Here is an 18,034-nt window from a genome sequence, read left to right as displayed (position 1 = left end):
GCGCAGAAAAGGGGCGCGCAGGCGTCCGTACGCCCACTGGTTGCCTCGCGCTCTCTCCTGCAGGCGTGAAGTCCGTCCCCGGTGACGCAGCATCACGTGCCCCACCCGTCGGTCTAGTCGGCGTGATGTCAGACGACCCGCCGGACGACGACAACCACCTGGTGCGCGCGATCGCGGAGGGCAGCGAGGAGGCGCTGTCCACGCTGATCGCACGCCGCTCGGGGCTGGTGCTCGCGTATCTGCTCCACCGCCGTTTTCCCGTCGACGTGATCGAGGAGGCGGTGCAGGAGACGTTTCTGTCCGTCTGGAAGAGCGCCTCGCAGTTCCACGAGGGAAGCGCACGGGCCTGGCTGTTACGGATAGCCGGGTGCCGGGCCGTCGATCTGAGCCGCGCCCACGAACGCTCCTGGGCGCGCGCCGACCGGGCGGCACGGGAACGGTTCGTCCCCGAAGAGGCCGTCGCGCCGTCCGCCGACGAGCGCCTGTTCGCCTCCTTCCCGGACTCGCCGGCCCTGGCCCGGGCCTTCGCCCGACTGCCCGCCCGGCAGCGCGAGGTCCTCGGGCTGCGCTACTTCGAGCAGCTCACCGTCGAGGAGACGGCCGGACGTCTGGGCCTGCGCCCCGGCACCGTCACGGCCCACGCGACCCGGGGCCTGGCCCGGCTGCGCGAGCTGCTGCGAGACGAGGGCGAGGGACGCGAGGGCGAGCAGCGGAGGGCCGAGGGCGACGAGGGCGGGGGCGAGAGCGATGACTGACATCGAGGGGCCGTTCCCGTTCCCCCGGCTCCGCGTCCGCCGGCGCGGGCACCCCCGAGTGGTGCGGGCCCGGCTGCGGCGCGGGGTGTGGCCGGCGGGGGCCTCGGTGCTCGCGGGGATCCTCGCGATCGCAGGCCGGCAGACCTACTCCGCCTGGCGGGACGACTGGTTCGACGTGTCACGGCACATCCACGGGAGCCTCAACATCGTGCTCCCGTTCGCCGCGCTGTTCGCCTGCTGGCAGGGCGGTCTGGAGGCGCGGGCCAGGACCGGCTGGACCGACGAGAGCTCGCCGCGCGGTCCTTGGGCGCGCGCCCTGCTGTCCTTCGCGCCCTCGGTGCTGTGGCCGCTGGCCGTCTACGGCACGGCGCTGCTGGCCATGCTGGCGATCGCCTGGCCGACCGTCCCGTGGGGAGGGCCGCCGTGGCCCATGGCGGCCTACGCCCTCGGCGTGCTGACCGCCACGGTCTGCACGGCGCACGCCCTGGGGGCCCTGCTGCCGTTGCGGGTCGTGCCGCTGATCGTCACGCCGTTCACGGTGTGGGGGGCGGGGACGGACCGTGACGTCCTCGGGTACGCGTTCCCGTCCGAGCGGCCGTACCTCTCCTCGCTCCCCCTTGAGGACGCCTGGCTGCCCTGGGCCGCGCTGGTCCTGCTGCTGACCGTCGCCGTCACGGTCCTCGTCCTGCGCATGCGCCGCCGGCTCGTCCCGGGGCTGCTGCTCGTGGTCGTGCTCGCCCTCTCCGTCCTGGAGCTCCTGCCGCGTGGGAAGGTGGATTCGGGCGTCGGGATCATCGGTGTGCACTGCTCGTTCGGCCCGCCGTCCATCTGTCTGCCGGGCGACCGCGCGGCCCAGCGGACCGAGGTGGCCGAGGTGGCCGCTCACTTCACCGACCGCCTGGCCGGGGTACACGGCGCTCCCGTCAGTTATCTCGCCACCTCCGATCCGTGGTCCGGCTCCTCCTCCGGCTGGTGCTGCTACGGCGAGGGCCCCGTGGTCACGGTCCACCTCGACGCCTCACGCGCCGAGCGCTTCCAGCAGACCGCCCAGTACATCGTCGCCTCCGACACGACCCGGCAGGGGGGCGACGCACTGCTCGTCGCCGCCGTCACCGACTGGCTCCTGCCCCCGGAATACCGCCTGGCCCGCGCCAATCTCGCCGTACGCGACCTGGTCCACCACCTCTCCGCGCTTCCCCCCGCCCCCCGCTCCGCCTGGCTGAGTCAGCTCCTGGCCCAGCTCCGAGCGGGCGGCCCCCTCCCTCCTCTGCCGAAGGAGACGCCCCGATGACCGAACACCACACCCGCCCCGCGCCCGCCGCCCCCCTCCCCTCCGACACCCCCCATCTCCCCGCCGCCTGGGTGACCGCCTACGCCCGGGGACGCCTCGGCGCCGGTCTGCGCGACGGCGCGGAGGCCCACCTTCTGCGCTGCCCGCGCTGTGCGGACGCGGTCGAGAACGCCGTACGACAAGGCCCGTACGGGGTGCGGCTGGATGCGTTGCACCGGTCCCTGATGGACCGTGTCGGCGTGACCCCGCGCCCGCCGGTACCGGTACCGGCGCCCCCGTCGGGGCGGCCCGCGCGTCGGCTCGGTCCGCCCTCCTGGTTCGCGCCGCCGCAGGGGCTGCGGCTGTCGTGGCTCGCGGCCGTGGCCTGTGTGTGCGGGCTGGGGGTGCTGTTCGGTCACCTCAGCCAGTCGCCCACGCCCCGGCTGCTGCTCCTGCTCAGCGCTCCGGTGCTGCCGGTGCTCTGCGTGGCGGGCAGCTACGGCGGCCGCGCCGATCCGTTCGCCGAGGTCACCCGCACCACCCCGGCGGGCGGCCTGCGCATCCTGCTGCTGCGCACCGCGCAGACCCTGATGGCGTGCGTGCCGCTGCTGACGGGCGCGGCGGCCCTGATGCCGCGCGACGACCTGTCGCCGTACACCTCGGCGGGCTGGCTGCTGCCCTGTCTGACGGTGACCCTGGCGACGCTGCTGCTCAGCTCGTACCTGGGCAGCTGGACGGCGGCGCTGACGACGGGCTGCGGCTGGCTGGCGCTCGTGTACCTGCTGGCGGAACAGCTGCCGAAACCGCCCAAGGGGGGCGACGGCGACCGGATGACGCACGTCCTCGAAGGGGTGCAGCTGAAGCTCCTCGACGCGGTCGGGATGACGGCGTTCAGCACCCTCTCCGCCGTCCTCGCCGAACTCCTGATCCTGCGCCGCCACGCCTTCAGCCGGGTGGGCGCCCGATGATCTGCATCGAACGCATGTCCGTACGACGCCGTGGGGCCCTGCTCCTGGACGGCGTCGAGCTGCGCCTGGGGCCCGGGGTGCACGCGCTGCTCGGTCCGAACGGCGCGGGGAAGACGACCCTGCTGCGCGTCCTGGCGACGGCGGCCGGCCCCACCGAGGGCAGCGTCGCCCTGCTGGGCCGCGACCCCCGCGTGCCCGCCCAGCGGCTGGAGATCCGGCGTCGGCTGGGCTATCTCCCGCAGGAGTTCGGGGTGTTCCCCCGCTACACCGTGCGCGAGTTCCTGGCGTACGCGGCCTGGCTGCGGGACATGCCGGGCGGGCGGATCCCTCGGGCGGTGGAGACGTCCGCGTCGGCGGTCGGGCTCACCGAACGCCTCGGGCACCGGCTGAAGACGCTGTCCGGCGGCATGAAACAGCGCGTCGGCATCGCCCAGGCGATGGTCAACACGCCCGAACTGCTCCTCCTGGACGAGCCGACGGTCGGTCTGGATCCCGGGCAGCGGGCCCGTTTCCACGCGCTCGTGCGCGAGTTGGGCCGCACCTCGTGCATCGTGCTGTCGACCCATCTGCTGGCGGAGGACGTACGCGGAGTCTGTGCGGACGCCACCATCCTGCTCGGCGGGCGCGTCGTGTTCCACGGCCCGCCCGCGGCGCTGGACGCGGCCGGCGGCTACGACGCCTTCGTGCCCCCGGAGTGAGCCAGGGCCTCCCCTGGGACCTGGCCCAGCCGCCACCGCCCGACCCAAGGCCAGAGCGCGACGCCGATCGTCAGGGCGATCAGGTGCCCCCAGTTCGTCATGGGGTCCGTGAAGGCGATCAGGTCCTGGAGGAGCATCCCGCCGAAGACCGTGAGCAGCGGCCAGCGCAGCCATGGGCGCAGCAGACCGGCCAGTGCGCCGACGCAGGTGGCGACGCCGAAGCTGATGCCGTAGTCGAGGCGGTGCAGCGAGCTGTCGGGGAGATGGCCCACGAGCACGGCCAGGCCCACCGGGACCTCGGTCGCGAGGGTGGCCAGGACATGCCCGAGCAGGAAGACGACGGCGGTGCGGACGCCGCCTATGCGCCGCTCCAGCAGGGCGAGGACGAGCAGGAAGACCAGGGTGAAGGGGGAGGTGAGTCCGCCGGCCACCCACAGGGCGCTGGCGGCCAGCACCAGGACGGGCGTGCGCAGCAGGTGCGCCACGTCGGTGCTGGAGCCCTGGTGCAGGGCGTGCAGGAGGGCGGGGTCGGCGTGCGCGGTGATGTAGGAGGTGACGGCGAGGACGGCCGCGTAGCCGAGGGTGAAGGGAACGGGGACGGGGATCCGGTGGCGGAGGCGGCGGGAGGCCGTCTCGACCGGCGGGTTCGGGCGGGCCGTCCGTTCGGGGGTGCGCCGGCAGTGCTGTTCGGGGGTGCGCTGGCGGGGCATCCCGTCCAGCAGTCCGGAGACGCCGGGCAGCCCGGAGGCCTCGGGAAGGGGCAGGCTCGGGTGTTGCACGCGATCGACGCGTTCCATCGTGAGGCGCTCCTTCCGTTTCGCCCCAGCCTTCGCGCCGCACCTGTCCCCTGTCTGTGACCGACGCCACGTGGGGACCGATTCTCAGGAACCTCTGAGGCTTCTCAAGGCCCACGCTCAGATCTGCCGAACAGGCGTCCGCCACCTGCCTCCCGAACAGGCGTCCGCCGCCTGCGCCGACCCCGCCGGAATTCCGTCAACAGTCCGTCAGAGAAGTGCCAGGATGGGCCGATGCCCATCCCGTACGACATCCCCGAAGTCCTGGACCGTCGCGAGGGCCCTTACGGCGAGGTGGTCCTGCGCCGGCACGGGGAGTTGCTCCAGATCATCGCCAACGGCTGCTTCCTGATGGACACGTCCGACGGCCGCTCGGAGCGGCTGCTCGTCGACGCGGCGCTGGCCGCGCTGGACGCCCGTCCGTCGCCCGGTGTGCTGATCGGCGGCCTGGGCGTCGGCTTCTCGCTCGCCCACGCGGCCGCCGATCCCCGCTGGGGCCGTATCACCGTCGTCGAGCGGGAGAGCGCCGTCGTCGACTGGCATCGCGACGGCCCGCTGGCCGCCCTCTCCGGACCGGCGCTCGCCGACCCGCGGACGAAGATCGTCGAAACGGATCTGCTCGACTACGTCAATGAGACTTCGGACACGTTCGACGCGGTATGCCTCGACATCGACAACGGCCCCGACTGGACCGTCACCGAGGGCAACGAAGGCCTGTACTCTCCGACCGGACTCGCAAGCTGTGCACGGGTGTTGAGACCCGGTGGGGTACTGGCGGTGTGGTCCGCCCAGCCCTCTCCGGAATTCGAGGGAACCATGAGGAATGCCGGGTTCCAACAGGTGCGTACCGAAGAGATCCCGGTTGCCCGAGGCGTGCCGGACGTCGTGCACGTCGCCGTCCGACCTGGATAGCAAAGCCGTGGCGGCTCCCCGTACGCTGCTGCCCTGACGCCGATCATTTAGGTGTCAACCGCAGTCATGCGCAGACAAGGGACCACCCCACTGGTTCCGAAAAGCACACTTCAGGGGCGGGCGATGGAGCAGACACACACCTCGCACAACGGCACGACGACGGCGACCCCCGGCGCACAGCGCCGTGTGCTGGTCGTCGAGGACGACCCGACGATCGTCGACGCCATCGCGGCCCGCCTGCGCGCGGAGGGATTCCTCGTGCAAACGGCCGGCGACGGCCCGGCGGCCGTCGACACCGCGGAGGCCTGGCAGCCGGACCTGCTGATCCTCGACATCATGCTGCCCGGTTTCGACGGTCTGGAGGTCTGCCGTCGCGTGCAGGCGGCCCGTCCGGTGCCGGTGCTGATGCTCACCGCGCGCGACGACGAGACCGACATGCTGGTCGGGCTCGGCGTGGGCGCGGACGACTACATGACCAAGCCGTTCTCGATGCGGGAGCTGGCGGCCCGCGTGCACGTGCTGCTGCGCCGGGTGGAGCGGGCCGCGGTCGCGGCCACGACGCCCCGCAGCGGCATCCTGCGGCTCGGCGAGCTGGAGATCGACCACGCACAGCGCCGGGTGCGGGTGCGCTCGGAGGACGTGCATCTGACGCCCACCGAGTTCGACCTGCTGGTCTGCCTGGCGAACACCCCGCGCGCGGTGCTCTCCCGTGAGCAGCTGCTGGCGGAGGTCTGGGACTGGGCGGACGCCTCCGGGACCCGTACCGTCGACAGCCACATCAAGGCACTGCGCCGGAAGATCGGGGCCGAGCGGATTCGCACGGTGCACGGAGTGGGCTACGCACTGGAGACGCCGACGCCATGAGCAGCGGGCCGGACGGACCGAGAAGCCCCGGCGGACCGAGCAGCCCCGGGGAGCCCTGGGGCCGCGTACGGCCGTTCTCGATCAAGACCAAGCTGGGCGCGCTGGTCGTCATCTCGGTGCTGATCACCACCGGTCTCTCGATGATCGCGGTGCACACCAAGACGGAGCTGCGCTTCATCACGGTCTTCTCGATGATCGCCACACTGTTGATCACGCAGTTCGTGGCCCATTCGCTCACCTCTCCGCTGGACGAGATGAACGCGGTCGCCCGCTCCATCTCGCACGGCGACTACACCCGCCGGGTGCGCGAGAACCGCCGCGACGAGCTGGGCGACCTGGCCCAGACGATCAACGTGATGGCGGACGAGCTGGAGGCGCAGGACCGGCAGCGCAAGGAGCTGGTGGCCAACGTCTCGCACGAGCTGCGCACCCCCATCGCGGGTCTGCGGGCCGTTCTGGAGAACGTGGTCGACGGCATCGCCGAGGCCGACCCCGAGACGATGCGCACGGCGCTGAAGCAGACGGAGCGCCTCGGGCGGCTGGTCGAGACGCTGCTGGACCTGTCCAGGCTGGACAACGGCGTCGTACCCCTGCGCAAGCGGCGGTTCGAGGTGTGGCCGTACCTGTCGGGCGTGCTGAAGGAGGCCAACATGGTGTCCTCCGCGCGCGCGAGCATGGGATCCGGCGGCAATCACACGCGCACCGACGTGCATCTGCACCTGGAGGTCTCGCCGCCGGAGCTGACCGCGCTGGCGGACCCGGAGCGCATCCACCAGGTCGTCGCCAACCTGATCGACAACGCGGTCAAGCACAGTCCGCCGCACGGCCGGGTGACGGTGAAGGCGCGGCGCGGGCCGCTGCCGGAGTCGCTGGAGCTGGAGGTCCTGGACGAGGGGCCCGGCATTCCGCGTTCGGACTGGCACCGGGTGTTCGAGCGGTTCAACCGGGGAGCCGTCCGCCGGCCGCACGGTCCGGGCAGCGACGGCGGCACGGGACTGGGGCTGGCGATCGCCCGCTGGGCGGTCGATCTGCACGGCGGCCGGATCGGCGTGGCCGAATCCGAACGGGGTTGCCGGATTCTTGTCACCCTGCCGGGATAAGCCATCCGTGCCAAGTTGACGTAAAGTTCGAACCGGAGCCACAAGATCCACGGACGTCCGCACAGCGAGACACGTGTGATCAGGCAGAGGACCCGGCGCAGGTCGGTCCAGGTCCGCACGGGTCCGCACGCCAGGCGTGCGCGACCTGCGACAAGGCATTCCATTTTGCAGCGCAACCGCGCTTGTTTCCCGCCATTTCCACCCGCGAAACGCACTTTCCGATGTGACTTACGCGACGATGCGGCAGCCCGACCTGACCTTCACCCTCTGGGGGGCGTAGCCTTTATTCCCGCTGTCCATCACCTTGTGAAGCGGAAGAGGGCGGTTGCCGCCGTGTCGCCACAGTCCCCCAGTAACGCATCGAGCATCTCGACCGACGCAGACCAAGCGGGCAAGAACCCCGCGGCCGCGTTCGGACCGAACGAGTGGCTCGTCGACGAGATCTATCAGCAGTACCTCCAGGACCCGAATTCGGTAGACCGTGCCTGGTGGGACTTCTTCGCCGACTACAAGCCGGGGGCGGCCACGCCCTCCCCGGCTCCGGCGGGTACTGCGGCCGCGGGGGCCGCAGGGACCACCACGACCCCCACACCCGCCGCCCCGGCGCAGGCCGCGCCCGCCGCCCCGGCTCCCGTGCCGGCCCCGGCTGCTCCCGCGCAGCCCGCGGCAGCAGCTCCGGCCGCTCCGGCTCCGGCCGCCCCGGCTGCGGCTCCCGCTCCCGTGCAGGCCGCTCCGGCCGCCGCCAAGCCGGCCGCCGCGAAGCCCGCTCCGGCCGCCGCCGCGCCCGCCGCGCCCGCGGAGGGGCCGGAGTTCGTGACGCTGCGCGGCCCGGCCGCCGCGGTCGCCAAGAACATGAACGCCTCCCTGGAGCTGCCCACGGCCACGTCCGTGCGCGCGGTCCCGGTGAAGCTGCTGTTCGACAACCGCATCGTCATCAACAACCACCTCAAGCGCGCCCGGGGCGGGAAGATCTCCTTCACGCACCTGATCGGCTTCGCGATGGTGCAGGCCATCAAGGCCATGCCGTCGATGAACTGGCACTTCGCTGAGAAGGACGGGAAGCCCACCCTCGTCAAGCCGCCGCACGTCAACTTCGGCCTGGCCATCGACCTGGTGAAGCCCAACGGCGACCGTCAGCTCGTCGTGGCCGGCATCAAGAAGGCCGAGACGCTGAACTTCTTCGAGTTCTGGCAGGCCTACGAGGACATCGTCCGCCGCGCCCGCGACGGCAAGCTGACGATGGACGACTTCACCGGCGTCACGGTCTCCCTGACCAACCCCGGCGGCCTCGGCACCGTCCACTCCGTGCCGCGTCTGATGCCCGGTCAGTCGGTCATCATGGGCGTCGGCTCGATGGACTACCCGGCGGAGTTCCAGGGCACCTCCCAGGACACCCTGAACAAGCTCGGCATCTCGAAGGTCATGACGCTCACGTCGACCTACGACCACCGGGTCATCCAGGGCGCGGCCTCCGGCGAGTTCCTGCGCGTCGTCGCCAACTCCCTCCTCGGCGAGAACGGCTTCTACGACGAGATCTTCGAGGCGCTGCGCATCCCCTACGAGCCGGTCCGCTGGCTCAAGGACATCGACGCCAGCCACGACGACGACGTCACCAAGGCCGCCCGCGTCTTCGAGCTGATCCACTCCTACCGGGTCCGCGGCCACGTCATGGCCGACACCGACCCGCTGGAGTACCGCCAGCGCAAGCACCCCGACCTGGACATCACCGAGCACGGGCTCACCCTGTGGGACCTGGAGCGCGAGTTCGCGGTCGGCGGCTTCGCCGGCAAGTCGCTGATGAAGCTGCGCGACATCCTCGGCGTGCTGCGCGACTCGTACTGCCGCACCACCGGCGTCGAGTTCATGCACATCCAGGACCCCAAGCAGCGCCGGTGGATCCAGGACCGCATCGAGCGCTCGCACACCAAGCCGGAGCGCGAGGAGCAACTGCGCATCCTGCGCCGGCTGAACGCGGCGGAGGCCTTCGAGACCTTCCTGCAGACGAAGTACGTCGGCCAGAAGCGCTTCTCCCTGGAGGGCGGCGAGTCCGTCATCCCGCTGCTCGACGCGGTGCTGGACTCGGCCGCCGAGTCCCGGCTGGACGAGGTCGTCATCGGCATGGCCCACCGCGGCCGGCTGAACGTGCTGGCCAACATCGTCGGCAAGTCGTACGCGCAGATCTTCCGCGAGTTCGAGGGCAACCTCGACCCGAAGTCGATGCACGGCTCCGGCGACGTCAAGTACCACCTGGGGGCCGAGGGCATCTTCACCGGCCTCGACGGCGAGCAGATCAAGGTCTCGCTGGCCGCCAACCCGTCCCACCTGGAGACGGTCGACCCGATCATCGAGGGCATCAGCCGCGCCAAGCAGGACATCATCAACAAGGGCGGCACGGACTTCACGGTCCTGCCGGTCGCCCTGCACGGCGACGCGGCCTTCGCGGGCCAGGGCGTGGTGGCCGAGACCCTGAACATGTCGCAGCTGCGCGGCTACCGCACCGGCGGCACGGTCCACATCGTCATCAACAACCAGGTCGGCTTCACCGCGGCCCCCGAGTCCTCGCGTTCCTCCATGTACGCGACGGACGTGGCCCGCATGATCGAGGCCCCGATCTTCCACGTGAACGGCGACGACCCGGAGGCCGTGGTCCGCGTCGCGCGGCTGGCCTTCGAGTTCCGCCAGGCGTTCAACAAGGACGTGGTGATCGACCTCATCTGCTACCGCCGCCGCGGGCACAACGAGTCGGACAACCCGGCCTTCACCCAGCCGCTGATGTACGACCTGATCGACAAGAAGCGCTCGGTGCGCAAGCTGTACACCGAGTCCCTGATCGGTCGCGGCGACATCACCCTGGAAGAGGCCGAGCAGGCCCTGCAGGACTACCAGGGGCAGCTGGAGAAGGTCTTCACGGAGGTCCGCGAGGCCGTCACGGCCCAGGCGAGCGTGGGCCCGGTGTCGGACCCGCAGGCGGAGTTCCCGGTCGCCGTGAACACCGCCATCTCCACGGAGGTCGTCAAGCGGATCGCCGAGTCCCAGGTCAACATCCCCGACTACTTCCACGTGCACCCGCGTCTGCTGCCGCAGCTGCAGCGCCGGGCGGGGATGGTCGAGGACGGCACGATCGACTGGGGCATGGGCGAGACCCTCGCGGTCGGCTCCCTCCTCCTGGAGGGCACCCCGGTCCGGCTGTCCGGCCAGGACTCCCAGCGGGGCACCTTCGGCCAGCGCCACGCGGTCCTCATCGACCGCGAGACGGGCGAGGAGCACACCCCGCTCCAGTACCTCGCCGAGGACCAGGCGCGCTACAACGTCTACAACTCCCTCCTGTCCGAGTACGCGGTCATGGGCTTCGAGTACGGCTACTCGCTGGCCCGCCCCGACGCGCTCGTGATGTGGGAGGCGCAGTTCGGCGACTTCGTCAACGGCGCGCAGACGGTGGTCGACGAGTACATCTCGGCGGCCGAGCAGAAGTGGGGCCAGACGAGCGGCGTCACGCTCCTCCTCCCCCACGGCTACGAGGGCCAGGGCCCGGACCACTCCTCGGCCCGCGTCGAGCGCTTCCTCCAGCTCTGCGCCCAGAACAACATGACGGTCGCCATGCCGACCCTCCCGTCGAACTACTTCCACCTCCTGCGGTGGCAGGTGCACAACCCGCACCACAAGCCGCTGGTGGTCTTCACCCCGAAGTCGATGCTGCGCCTCAAGGCCGCCGCGTCGAAGACGGAGGAGTTCACGACCGGTCAGTTCCGCCCGGTCATCGGCGACGCGTCGGTCGACCCGGCCGCCGTCAAGAAGGTCGTCTTCTGCGCCGGCAAGGTCTACTACGACCTGGAGGCCGAGCGGCAGAAGCGCGGTGTCACGGACACGGCGATCATCCGCATCGAGCGCCTGTACCCGCTGCCGGGCGCGGAGCTCCAGGCGGAGGTCAACAAGTACCCGAACGCCGAGAAGTACCTGTGGACCCAGGAGGAGCCGGCCAACCAGGGCGCGTGGCCGTTCATCGCCCTGAACCTGATCGACCACCTGGACCTGGCGGTCGGCGCGGACGTCCCGCACGGCGAGCGCCTGCGTCGCATCTCGCGGCCGCACGGCTCGTCCCCGGCCGTCGGCTCCGCCAAGCGCCACCAGGCCGAGCAGGAGCAGCTGGTGCGTGAGGTGTTCGACGCGTAACCGCTCTCGCGCACGCCGTACGCGGCCGGGCCGCACCCCCTCTTCCGGGGGTGCGGCCCGGCCGTTTCCGCGCATTTATCCTTGACGGCATGTACTTCACCGACCGTGGCATCGAAGAGCTGGAGAAGCGGCGCGGCGAGGAGGAGGTCACCTTCGAGTGGCTCGCCGAGCAGTTGCGTACGTTCGTCGACCTGAACCCGGACTTCGAGGTGCCGGTGGAGCGCCTGGCGACCTGGCTGGCGCGACTGGACGACGACGAGGACGACGAGTAGGTCGATGAGCAGATAGCTCGCTCGCAGCGGTTCACAGCGATGCGCGGCTAGCACGGCGGTGCGCGGTAGTGCACGGCGATACACGGCAGTGCGCGGCAGTGCGCGGCGGTTTTCGGGAGGGGCGTCCATGGACGCCCCTCCCTTCTGTGTGTCTTGACTTTCGACAGCCGCGATATATCGTGTTTTACGGGAGACGCGATATGGCGTGTCGTGACTGTTGCGCTGTGCTGTGCTGCGCTGCGCTGTCTAGGAGGTCTGCACCATGTCCGAGTGGTCCGTCACCGAACCGAGGAAGCTCTCATTCGACGAGCCCGTGAGAGAACTGCACGTGCGCGTCGTCAACGGAACGGTGAACGTGGTGGGCACGGACGAAGGCCCCGCCCGCCTGGAGGTCTCCCACATCGAGGGACCGCCCCTGGTCGTGACCCAGCGCGAGGGGACCCTGACGGTGGCGTACGAGGACCTGCCCTGGAAGGGCTTCCTCAAGTGGCTCGACCGGAAGGGATGGCGGCGCAGCGTCGTCGTCTCGCTCGCGGTGCCGGCCTCCACGCGGGTGGAGGTGGGCGTGGTGAGCGCCGGGGCGGTGGTCTCCGGCATCGCGGGGAGCGCCCAGTTGAGGGGGGTCACCGGGGACACGACGCTGGTGGGCCTGGCCGGCCCGGTCCACGCGCACACCGTCTCGGGGAACGTGGAGGCCCAGGCCCTCACGGGCGACCTGAGCTTCAACTCCGTCTCCGGGGACCTGACCGTGGTCGAGGCGGGGTCCTCCGTGAAGGCCGAGTCGGTGAGCGGCTCGATGATCATCGACCTTGACCCGGCGAGCCGCCGGACCGACGTCAGCCTGTCCAGCGTCTCCGGCGAGATCGCCATCCGGCTGCCCCACCCGACGGACGCCCAGGTCGACGCGAACACCGCGAGCGGCTCGGTCTCCAACGCCTTCGAGGACCTCCGCGTCGGCGGCCAGTGGGGCCCCAAGCGGATCACCGGCCGCCTCGGCGCGGGCAACGGCAGGCTGAAGGCGACGACGGTCTCCGGTTCGATCGCCCTGCTGCGGAGGCCTCCGGCGGAGGACCAGCCCTGGGACGCGGAGCCGGAAACGGGGACGGAAGCGGAGACGGGGGCAGGGGCAGGGGGGCAGGACGGGCCGCGATCCGACCCGCGCTCTTCTTCGGGGGACAATTCCGTTTCCGGCCCGGACGACGAGAGTCCCTCCGACGAGAGTCCCTCCGACGGCCCGGCCGACAGCACGACCGACAAGAAGGTGCTCTGACATGCCCCCCGTCTTCGCCCACGGCCGTCTCCGCCTCTATCTGCTGAAGCTGCTGGACGAGGCCCCTCGCCACGGCTACGAGGTGATCCGCCTCCTCGAAGAGCGCTTCCAGGGGCTGTACGCGCCGTCGGCGGGCACGGTGTACCCGCGCCTGGCCAAGCTGGAGGCCGAGGGTCTGGTCACCCACACCACCGAGGGCGGCCGCAAGGTGTACGCCATCACGGACGCCGGCCGTGCCGAACTGGCCGACCGCAGCGGCGAACTGGCCGACCTGGAACTGGAGATCCGCGAGTCCGTCGCCGAGCTGGCCGCGGAGATCCGGGCCGACGTGCGCGGCGCGGCGGGCGATCTGCGGCGCGAGATGCGGGCGGCGGCCTCCCAGGCCCGCAAGGGCGCGTCCCCGCAGGGGGCCCCCGGGGATCACGGGGACCACGGCGAGCACGGGGAGTTCGGCGACAAGGAGTCGTGGCGCGTCGCCAAGGAGGAGATGCGCCGCGTCAAGCAGGAGTGGAAGGAGCAGGCCCGGCGCGCCAAGGACGAGAGCCGCCGCGCCCGCGACGAGGCCCAGCGGGCCCGCCGCCAGGCCAAGGAGGCGCAGGACCACGCCCGGTCCCAGGCGCAGGAGGAGATGCAGCGCATCGCCCGGCGGGTCCAGGAACAGGTCCAGGACCACTTCGCGCGGGGCGACTGGCCGACGGGCGTACGGGAGGGCCTGACCGAACTGGCCAAGGAGTTCGGGGAGTTCGGGAAGGACTACGGCAAGGAGTTCGGCAAGGACTTCGGCTTCGGCCGTCCCGCCGGCGGCGGTACGGAGTCGTCGGCCACCGCCCGCCCGGAGTACTCCCGGACCCCGGAGGACTTTCCGGCCGACTACGAGCCCGCCTGGGCCCACGAGGAGTCCAGCGGCGACCCGGTCCGCGATCTGGACCGCCTCCTCGACCGCTTCCGCGACGACATCCGCGACGCGGCCCGCGACCACGGCGTCACCGCCGGCCAACTCCACGAGGCCCGCGGCCATCTGGCGAGGGCGGCGGCGCACATCGGGGGGATCTTGCGGGGAACGGAGGGGTGAGGGGCCGCCTGTCGGCGACAGAGCACGACCGCCGACCCCGGCCCCCCGCTTCCCACCGGCCCACCCGGTCCGTCGACCTCCCGGTCCTCCCGGCCCTCCCGGCCCATGCCGTCTCCGTCAGGACGCCGTCCGTCAGCTCGCCGTCCGTCAGCTCGCCTGGGCCTCTCCCCCGCCGTAGAGCACCCGGTTCAGGGACGCGTGGGTGACTCCGTGGTCGGCCAGAACCTCCGCGGCCACGCCGGGGAGGACGGTCAGGGCGAGGAGGATGTGCTCGTCGCCGATGTGGCGGTCGCGCTGGGCCGTCGCCATGCGCAGGGAGCGTTCCAGGATCCGTTTGGCGTCCCGGCCGAAGGGGCGGCGGCCCGTCCAGCCGCCCTTGTCGGGCCGGTCGCCGGACATGGCTCCCACGCCGTGCGCCTCCTCGACCCGGGAGACGATCTCCGAGACGTCGATGCCGAGGTCGGCGAGGGCGTCGGAGTCGGCCCGGGACAGCCCGGCGCGCCGCCTGGCCTCCCGCACCGCCTCCCGCACCGAGTCCTTGCGCTCCGCAAGCCCGAGGGCGGCCAGCGCGAAGGAAGCGCGGCCGGCCTCACGGTCCAGCAGCGCGAGCAGCATGTGCTCGACGCCGACGGTCCGTGCGCCCGAGCTCTCGCAGTGCGAGACGGCGCCCTGCACCACGGCCCGGGCGTCCTTCGTGAACCGTTCGAACATCACTGCCTCCCGTGCTTCTTGTGGACGGCCTGCCTGCTGACGCCGAGTTCGGCGGCGATCTCCTGCCACGACCAGCCCTGATTGCGCGCACTGCGCACCTGCACCGCCTCCAGCTGCTCCAGCAGCCGACGCAGTGCGGCGACGGCGCGCAGTCCGACCCGTGGATCGCGGTCGCCTGCGCGCGCGGCGAGATCCGTTGCTTCGGTCATGACGTCAACCTACGTTGACAGAGGCAGCCTGTCAATTGAAGTTGACACACAAGACAGCGCGGCAGCGACACACCAGCCGTACTTCAGCAGTACTCAGCAGTACGCCAGCGGCACATCAGGAGTGAGTGAGAACCACCTTGCCGAACTGGTCGCCGGACGCGAGCCGTTCGAAGCCCTCGCGGGCCCGGTCGAGCGGCAGCACCTCGTCGATGACGGGGCGCACTCCGGTGGCGGCGCAGAAGGACAGCAGGTCCTCCAGCTCGTCCTTGGTGCCCATCGTGGAGCCGACGACCTTGAGCTCGAGGAAGAAGATGCGGGTGAGCTCGGCGTGCGAGGGGCGGTCGCCGCTGGTGGCGCCGGAGATGACGAGCGTGCCGCCGGGCCGGAGGGACTTCACCGAGTGGGACCAGGTGGCGGCCCCTACGGTCTCGATGACGGCGTCCACGCGCTGCGGCAGCCGTGCCCCCGGCTCCACCGCCTCCACGGCGCCCAGTTCCAGCGCCCGCTTCCGCTTGGCCTCGTCCCTGCTGGTGGCGAAGACCCGCAGCCCGGCCGCCTTGCCGAGCACGATGGCCGCCGTGGCGACACCGCCGCCGGCGCCCTGCACGAGGACCGAGTCGCCCGGCCGTACCCCCGCGTTGGTGAAGAGCATGCGGTACGCCGTCAGCCAGGCCGTGGGCAGACAGGCGGCTTCCTCGAAGGAGAGCTCCTTGGGCTTGGGCAGGATGTTCCACGTCGGTACGGCGACCCGCTCGGCGAAGGTGCCCTGATAGCGCTCGGTGAGGATGGAACGGGGCTCCTCGGGGCCGACGCCGTGACCGCTCTGTCCGATCACGGAGTGCAGGACGACCTCGTTGCCGTCCGCGTCGACGCCGGCGGCGTCGCAGCCGAGGATCATCGGCAGCTTGTCCTGCGCGAGGCCGACGCCGCGCAGGGACCAGAGGTCGTGGTGGTTGAGGGAGGCGGCCCGCACCTCGACGACACTCCAGCCGGGACGGGCCTCGGGGGCGGGACGCTCCCCCAACTCCAGTCCGGAAAGCGGCTGGTCGCGGTCGATTCGGGCGGCGTAGACAGCGAACATGAAGCCGACCCTAGGGTCCACAGGCGGCAAGCGAAACCGGGGCGACCTGTGAGACATGCCCTCTTGCGCTCCCGGCTCGACCGGCGGCGCCGGCCGAACACCGGCCACCCACCCGTGCCCGACGCTCCCCCGTCCGGCGGCGACGGTCGAGCACCGCTCAGGACACGGCAACCCGTTCGGCGGCAATGGTCGAGCACCGCCCAGGACACCCGCCCCGCCCAACGGCGACGCTCGAGCGCCCCTCAGGACACGGCAGCCCGTTCGGCGGCAATGGTCGAGCACCGCCCAGGGCGCCCCGCCCCACCCACCTCGCCTCACCCCGCCCTGCCCTGCCCTGCCCACGACGACGGTCGAACCCCGCCCAGGGCGCCCCAGCCCGTCCGGCGTTTGAGGACGAGGCCCGTTCAGGGCCGATGCGGGGGCGCGGGGGCGGAGCCCCCGGGGACGGTGCGCTGGTGGGTCACCCGAACGGGCGGGCGGGTGGGCAAAGGAAATGGCCCCGCCCAAACGGACGGAGCCATTCAAGGGACCGCACGTCAGCGACGCGCAACCCCTTCCGCCCGAGCCGCCGCAGCGACCGCCGCGGTCACCGCAGGAGCGACCCGCTCGTCGAAGGGCGACGGAATGACGTAGTCGGCCGCGAGGTCGTCACCGACGACCCCCGCCAACGCCTCGGCCGCCGCCAGCTTCATGCCCTCGGTGATCCGGGACGCCCGCACCTGCAGCGCACCCGCGAAGATCCCCGGGAACGCCAGCACGTTGTTGATCTGGTTCGGGAAGTCCGACCGCCCGGTGGCGACGACCGCCGCGTACTTGTGGGCGACCTCCGGATGCACCTCGGGGTTCGGGTTGGCCATCGCGAAGACGAAGGCGCCCTGAGCCATCGAGGCCACCGCCTCCTCCGCGACCGTACCGCCGGAGACGCCGATGAAGACGTCGGCGCCGGCCAGCGCGTCCTCGAGGGAGCCGCTCAGCCCGGCCTTGTTGGTGAACCCGGCCAGCTCGCGCTTGACGTCGGTGAGGTCGCCCCGGTCCGCGGAGACGACGCCCTTGCGGTCGGCGACCGCGACGTCTCCGATACCGGCCTCGACCAGCATCTTCGCGATGGCGACACCGGCCGCGCCGGCGCCCGAGATGACGGCCCGCAGCTCGCCGATGCCCCGCCCGCTCAGCCGCGCAGCGTTCCGCAGCGCCGCCAGCGTCACGATCGCCGTACCGTGCTGGTCGTCGTGGAAGATCGGGATGTCGAGCTGCTCCTGGAGCCTGCGCTCGATCTCGAAGCACCGCGGCGCCGAGATGTCCTCCAGGTTGACCCCGCCGAAGGACGGCGCGAGACGCACCACCGTCTCGACGATCTCGTCCACGTCCGTGCAGGCGAGCGCGATCGGAACCGCGTCGACCCCGCCGAACTGCTTGAAGAGGATGGCCTTGCCTTCCATGACCGGAAGGGAGGCCTCCGGCCCGATGTCCCCGAGGCCGAGGACGGCCGTGCCGTCGGTCACGACGGCGACGACGGACGACTTCCAGGTGTAGTCGTTGACCAGGTCCGGCTGCTCCGCGATCGCGGTGCACACGCGCGCGACGCCGGGCGTGTAAGCGAGGGACAGGTCGTCCTTGTCGCGGACCGGGACGGTGGCCTGCACGGCCATCTTTCCGCCCCGGTGCAGCGCGAACACCGGATCGAACGAGTCGAGGGGCTCCGCACCGCCCTCCTGGCCCGTTCGGTCCGCGCTCTCGCTGCGAGGATTGACGATCTCCGCTGCCACTGTGTCGTACCCCTTAGATGTTCATGGTTTGAGGGTGGCCACTCCTGATTGAGGAGTGGGCGGGCATCGCACAGGGCCCAGAGGTGATGCGTACGGGCGCCTGCGCGTCGGGCGCGCCGCAC

Annotated in this window: 16 protein-coding genes; 11 read left to right on the top strand and 5 right to left on the bottom strand. The window is 71.4% G+C overall.

The window, feature by feature from the left end:
- Positions 1-125: 125 nt before the first annotated feature.
- From OG562_RS28965 to OG562_RS28950, 4 genes are read left to right on the top strand one after another with little or no spacing between them, the layout of a single operon-like run.
- Positions 126-755 (top strand): RNA polymerase sigma factor, encoded by a 630-nt coding sequence (locus OG562_RS28965; RefSeq protein ID WP_266402938.1) that lies wholly within the window; start codon positions 126-128, stop codon positions 753-755.
- Positions 748-2,046 (top strand): hypothetical protein, encoded by a 1,299-nt coding sequence (locus OG562_RS28960; protein WP_266402937.1) that lies wholly within the window; start codon positions 748-750, stop codon positions 2,044-2,046. The genes OG562_RS28965 and OG562_RS28960 overlap by 8 nt, the downstream gene beginning before the upstream one ends.
- Positions 2,043-2,993 (top strand): zf-HC2 domain-containing protein, encoded by a 951-nt coding sequence (locus OG562_RS28955; protein WP_266402936.1) that lies wholly within the window; start codon positions 2,043-2,045, stop codon positions 2,991-2,993. Before OG562_RS28960 ends, OG562_RS28955 begins: the two co-directional genes overlap by 4 nt.
- Positions 2,990-3,691 carry an ATP-binding cassette domain-containing protein gene (locus OG562_RS28950; protein ID WP_266402935.1) on the top strand — a complete coding sequence of 234 codons (702 nt, stop codon included), beginning with the start codon at positions 2,990-2,992 and terminating at the stop codon, positions 3,689-3,691. The genes OG562_RS28955 and OG562_RS28950 overlap by 4 nt, the downstream gene beginning before the upstream one ends.
- Here OG562_RS28950 and OG562_RS28945 read toward each other — a convergent pair.
- A complete protein-coding gene (locus tag OG562_RS28945; RefSeq protein ID WP_266402933.1) occupies positions 3,664-4,488 on the bottom strand; it encodes a rhomboid-like protein in 825 nt (274 codons plus the stop codon). The two genes, OG562_RS28950 and OG562_RS28945, sit on opposite strands and share 28 nt — an antisense overlap.
- A gap of 231 nt (positions 4,489-4,719) precedes the next feature.
- Between OG562_RS28945 and OG562_RS28940 the strand changes: the two genes are divergently transcribed.
- From OG562_RS28940 to OG562_RS28910, 7 genes are all read left to right on the top strand, one after another.
- The gene (locus tag OG562_RS28940; protein ID WP_266402930.1) at positions 4,720-5,397 is read left to right on the top strand and encodes a spermidine synthase; all 678 of its coding nucleotides are present in this window, start codon (positions 4,720-4,722) and stop codon (positions 5,395-5,397) included.
- Between the two features lie 123 nt (positions 5,398-5,520).
- The gene (locus tag OG562_RS28935; protein ID WP_266402928.1) at positions 5,521-6,261 is read left to right on the top strand and encodes a response regulator transcription factor; all 741 of its coding nucleotides are present in this window, start codon (positions 5,521-5,523) and stop codon (positions 6,259-6,261) included.
- Complete coding sequence (locus OG562_RS28930) at positions 6,258-7,361, top strand: cell wall metabolism sensor histidine kinase WalK (protein WP_266402926.1); 1,104 nt, start codon at positions 6,258-6,260, stop codon at positions 7,359-7,361. The genes OG562_RS28935 and OG562_RS28930 overlap by 4 nt, the downstream gene beginning before the upstream one ends.
- Positions 7,362-7,694: 333 nt before the next feature.
- The gene (locus OG562_RS28925) at positions 7,695-11,531 is read left to right on the top strand and encodes a multifunctional oxoglutarate decarboxylase/oxoglutarate dehydrogenase thiamine pyrophosphate-binding subunit/dihydrolipoyllysine-residue succinyltransferase subunit (RefSeq protein WP_266402924.1); all 3,837 of its coding nucleotides are present in this window, start codon (positions 7,695-7,697) and stop codon (positions 11,529-11,531) included.
- Positions 11,532-11,620: 89 nt separating this feature from the next.
- Positions 11,621-11,803 carry a DUF6104 family protein gene (locus OG562_RS28920; protein WP_019058231.1) on the top strand — a complete coding sequence of 61 codons (183 nt, stop codon included), beginning with the start codon at positions 11,621-11,623 and terminating at the stop codon, positions 11,801-11,803.
- Positions 11,804-12,065: 262 nt separating this feature from the next.
- A complete protein-coding gene (locus OG562_RS28915) occupies positions 12,066-13,073 on the top strand; it encodes a DUF4097 family beta strand repeat-containing protein (RefSeq protein WP_266402919.1) in 1,008 nt (335 codons plus the stop codon).
- A 1-nt stretch (position 13,074) separates the two neighbouring features.
- Positions 13,075-14,145: a helix-turn-helix transcriptional regulator gene (locus OG562_RS28910; protein WP_266402917.1), complete on the top strand. Its 1,071-nt coding sequence runs from the start codon at positions 13,075-13,077 to the stop codon at positions 14,143-14,145.
- Positions 14,146-14,292: 147 nt separating this feature from the next.
- Here the strand turns inward: OG562_RS28910 and OG562_RS28905 are convergent, their stop codons facing one another.
- The 4 genes from OG562_RS28905 to OG562_RS28890 form a co-directional block, all read right to left on the bottom strand.
- Positions 14,293-14,856 (bottom strand): Clp protease N-terminal domain-containing protein, encoded by a 564-nt coding sequence (locus tag OG562_RS28905; RefSeq protein WP_266402916.1) that lies wholly within the window; start codon positions 14,854-14,856, stop codon positions 14,293-14,295.
- Positions 14,856-15,065, bottom strand: a complete 210-nt coding sequence (locus OG562_RS28900) for an HTH domain-containing protein (RefSeq protein ID WP_266402915.1) — start codon at positions 15,063-15,065, stop codon at positions 14,856-14,858. Before OG562_RS28900 ends, OG562_RS28905 begins: the two co-directional genes overlap by 1 nt.
- Before the next feature lie 115 nt (positions 15,066-15,180).
- Positions 15,181-16,146 (bottom strand): zinc-binding dehydrogenase, encoded by a 966-nt coding sequence (locus tag OG562_RS28895; protein WP_266402914.1) that lies wholly within the window; start codon positions 16,144-16,146, stop codon positions 15,181-15,183.
- Between the two features lie 536 nt (positions 16,147-16,682).
- Positions 16,683-17,912: an NADP-dependent malic enzyme gene (locus OG562_RS28890; protein WP_266402911.1), complete on the bottom strand. Its 1,230-nt coding sequence runs from the start codon at positions 17,910-17,912 to the stop codon at positions 16,683-16,685.
- Between the last annotated feature and the right edge of the window lie 122 nt (positions 17,913-18,034).

This window comes from Streptomyces sp. NBC_01275, assembly GCF_026340655.1.
Classification (GTDB): domain Bacteria; phylum Actinomycetota; class Actinomycetes; order Streptomycetales; family Streptomycetaceae; genus Streptomyces.
This window is presented reverse-complemented; position numbering and strand designations above follow the sequence as displayed.

What these genes read in the sequence shown, in the direction of transcription:
- OG562_RS28960 (WP_266402937.1), top strand. Translation starts at nt 748, where the DNA reads ATGACTGACATCGAGGGGCCGTTCCCGTTCCCCCGGCTCCGCGTCCGC.
- OG562_RS28955 (WP_266402936.1), top strand. Translation starts at nt 2,043, where the DNA reads ATGACCGAACACCACACCCGCCCCGCGCCCGCCGCCCCCCTCCCCTCC.
- OG562_RS28945 (WP_266402933.1), bottom strand. Translation starts at nt 4,488, where the DNA reads ATGGAACGCGTCGATCGCGTGCAACACCCGAGCCTGCCCCTTCCCGAG.
- OG562_RS28940 (WP_266402930.1), top strand. Translation starts at nt 4,720, where the DNA reads ATGCCCATCCCGTACGACATCCCCGAAGTCCTGGACCGTCGCGAGGGC.
- OG562_RS28895 (WP_266402914.1), bottom strand. Translation starts at nt 16,146, where the DNA reads ATGTTCGCTGTCTACGCCGCCCGAATCGACCGCGACCAGCCGCTTTCC.
- OG562_RS28965 (WP_266402938.1), top strand. Translation starts at nt 126, where the DNA reads ATGTCAGACGACCCGCCGGACGACGACAACCACCTGGTGCGCGCGATC.
- OG562_RS28950 (WP_266402935.1), top strand. Translation starts at nt 2,990, where the DNA reads ATGATCTGCATCGAACGCATGTCCGTACGACGCCGTGGGGCCCTGCTC.
- OG562_RS28915 (WP_266402919.1), top strand. Translation starts at nt 12,066, where the DNA reads ATGTCCGAGTGGTCCGTCACCGAACCGAGGAAGCTCTCATTCGACGAG.
- OG562_RS28930 (WP_266402926.1), top strand. Translation starts at nt 6,258, where the DNA reads ATGAGCAGCGGGCCGGACGGACCGAGAAGCCCCGGCGGACCGAGCAGC.
- OG562_RS28910 (WP_266402917.1), top strand. Translation starts at nt 13,075, where the DNA reads ATGCCCCCCGTCTTCGCCCACGGCCGTCTCCGCCTCTATCTGCTGAAG.
- OG562_RS28905 (WP_266402916.1), bottom strand. Translation starts at nt 14,856, where the DNA reads ATGTTCGAACGGTTCACGAAGGACGCCCGGGCCGTGGTGCAGGGCGCC.
- OG562_RS28935 (WP_266402928.1), top strand. Translation starts at nt 5,521, where the DNA reads ATGGAGCAGACACACACCTCGCACAACGGCACGACGACGGCGACCCCC.
- OG562_RS28920 (WP_019058231.1), top strand. Translation starts at nt 11,621, where the DNA reads ATGTACTTCACCGACCGTGGCATCGAAGAGCTGGAGAAGCGGCGCGGC.
- OG562_RS28900 (WP_266402915.1), bottom strand. Translation starts at nt 15,065, where the DNA reads ATGACCGAAGCAACGGATCTCGCCGCGCGCGCAGGCGACCGCGATCCA.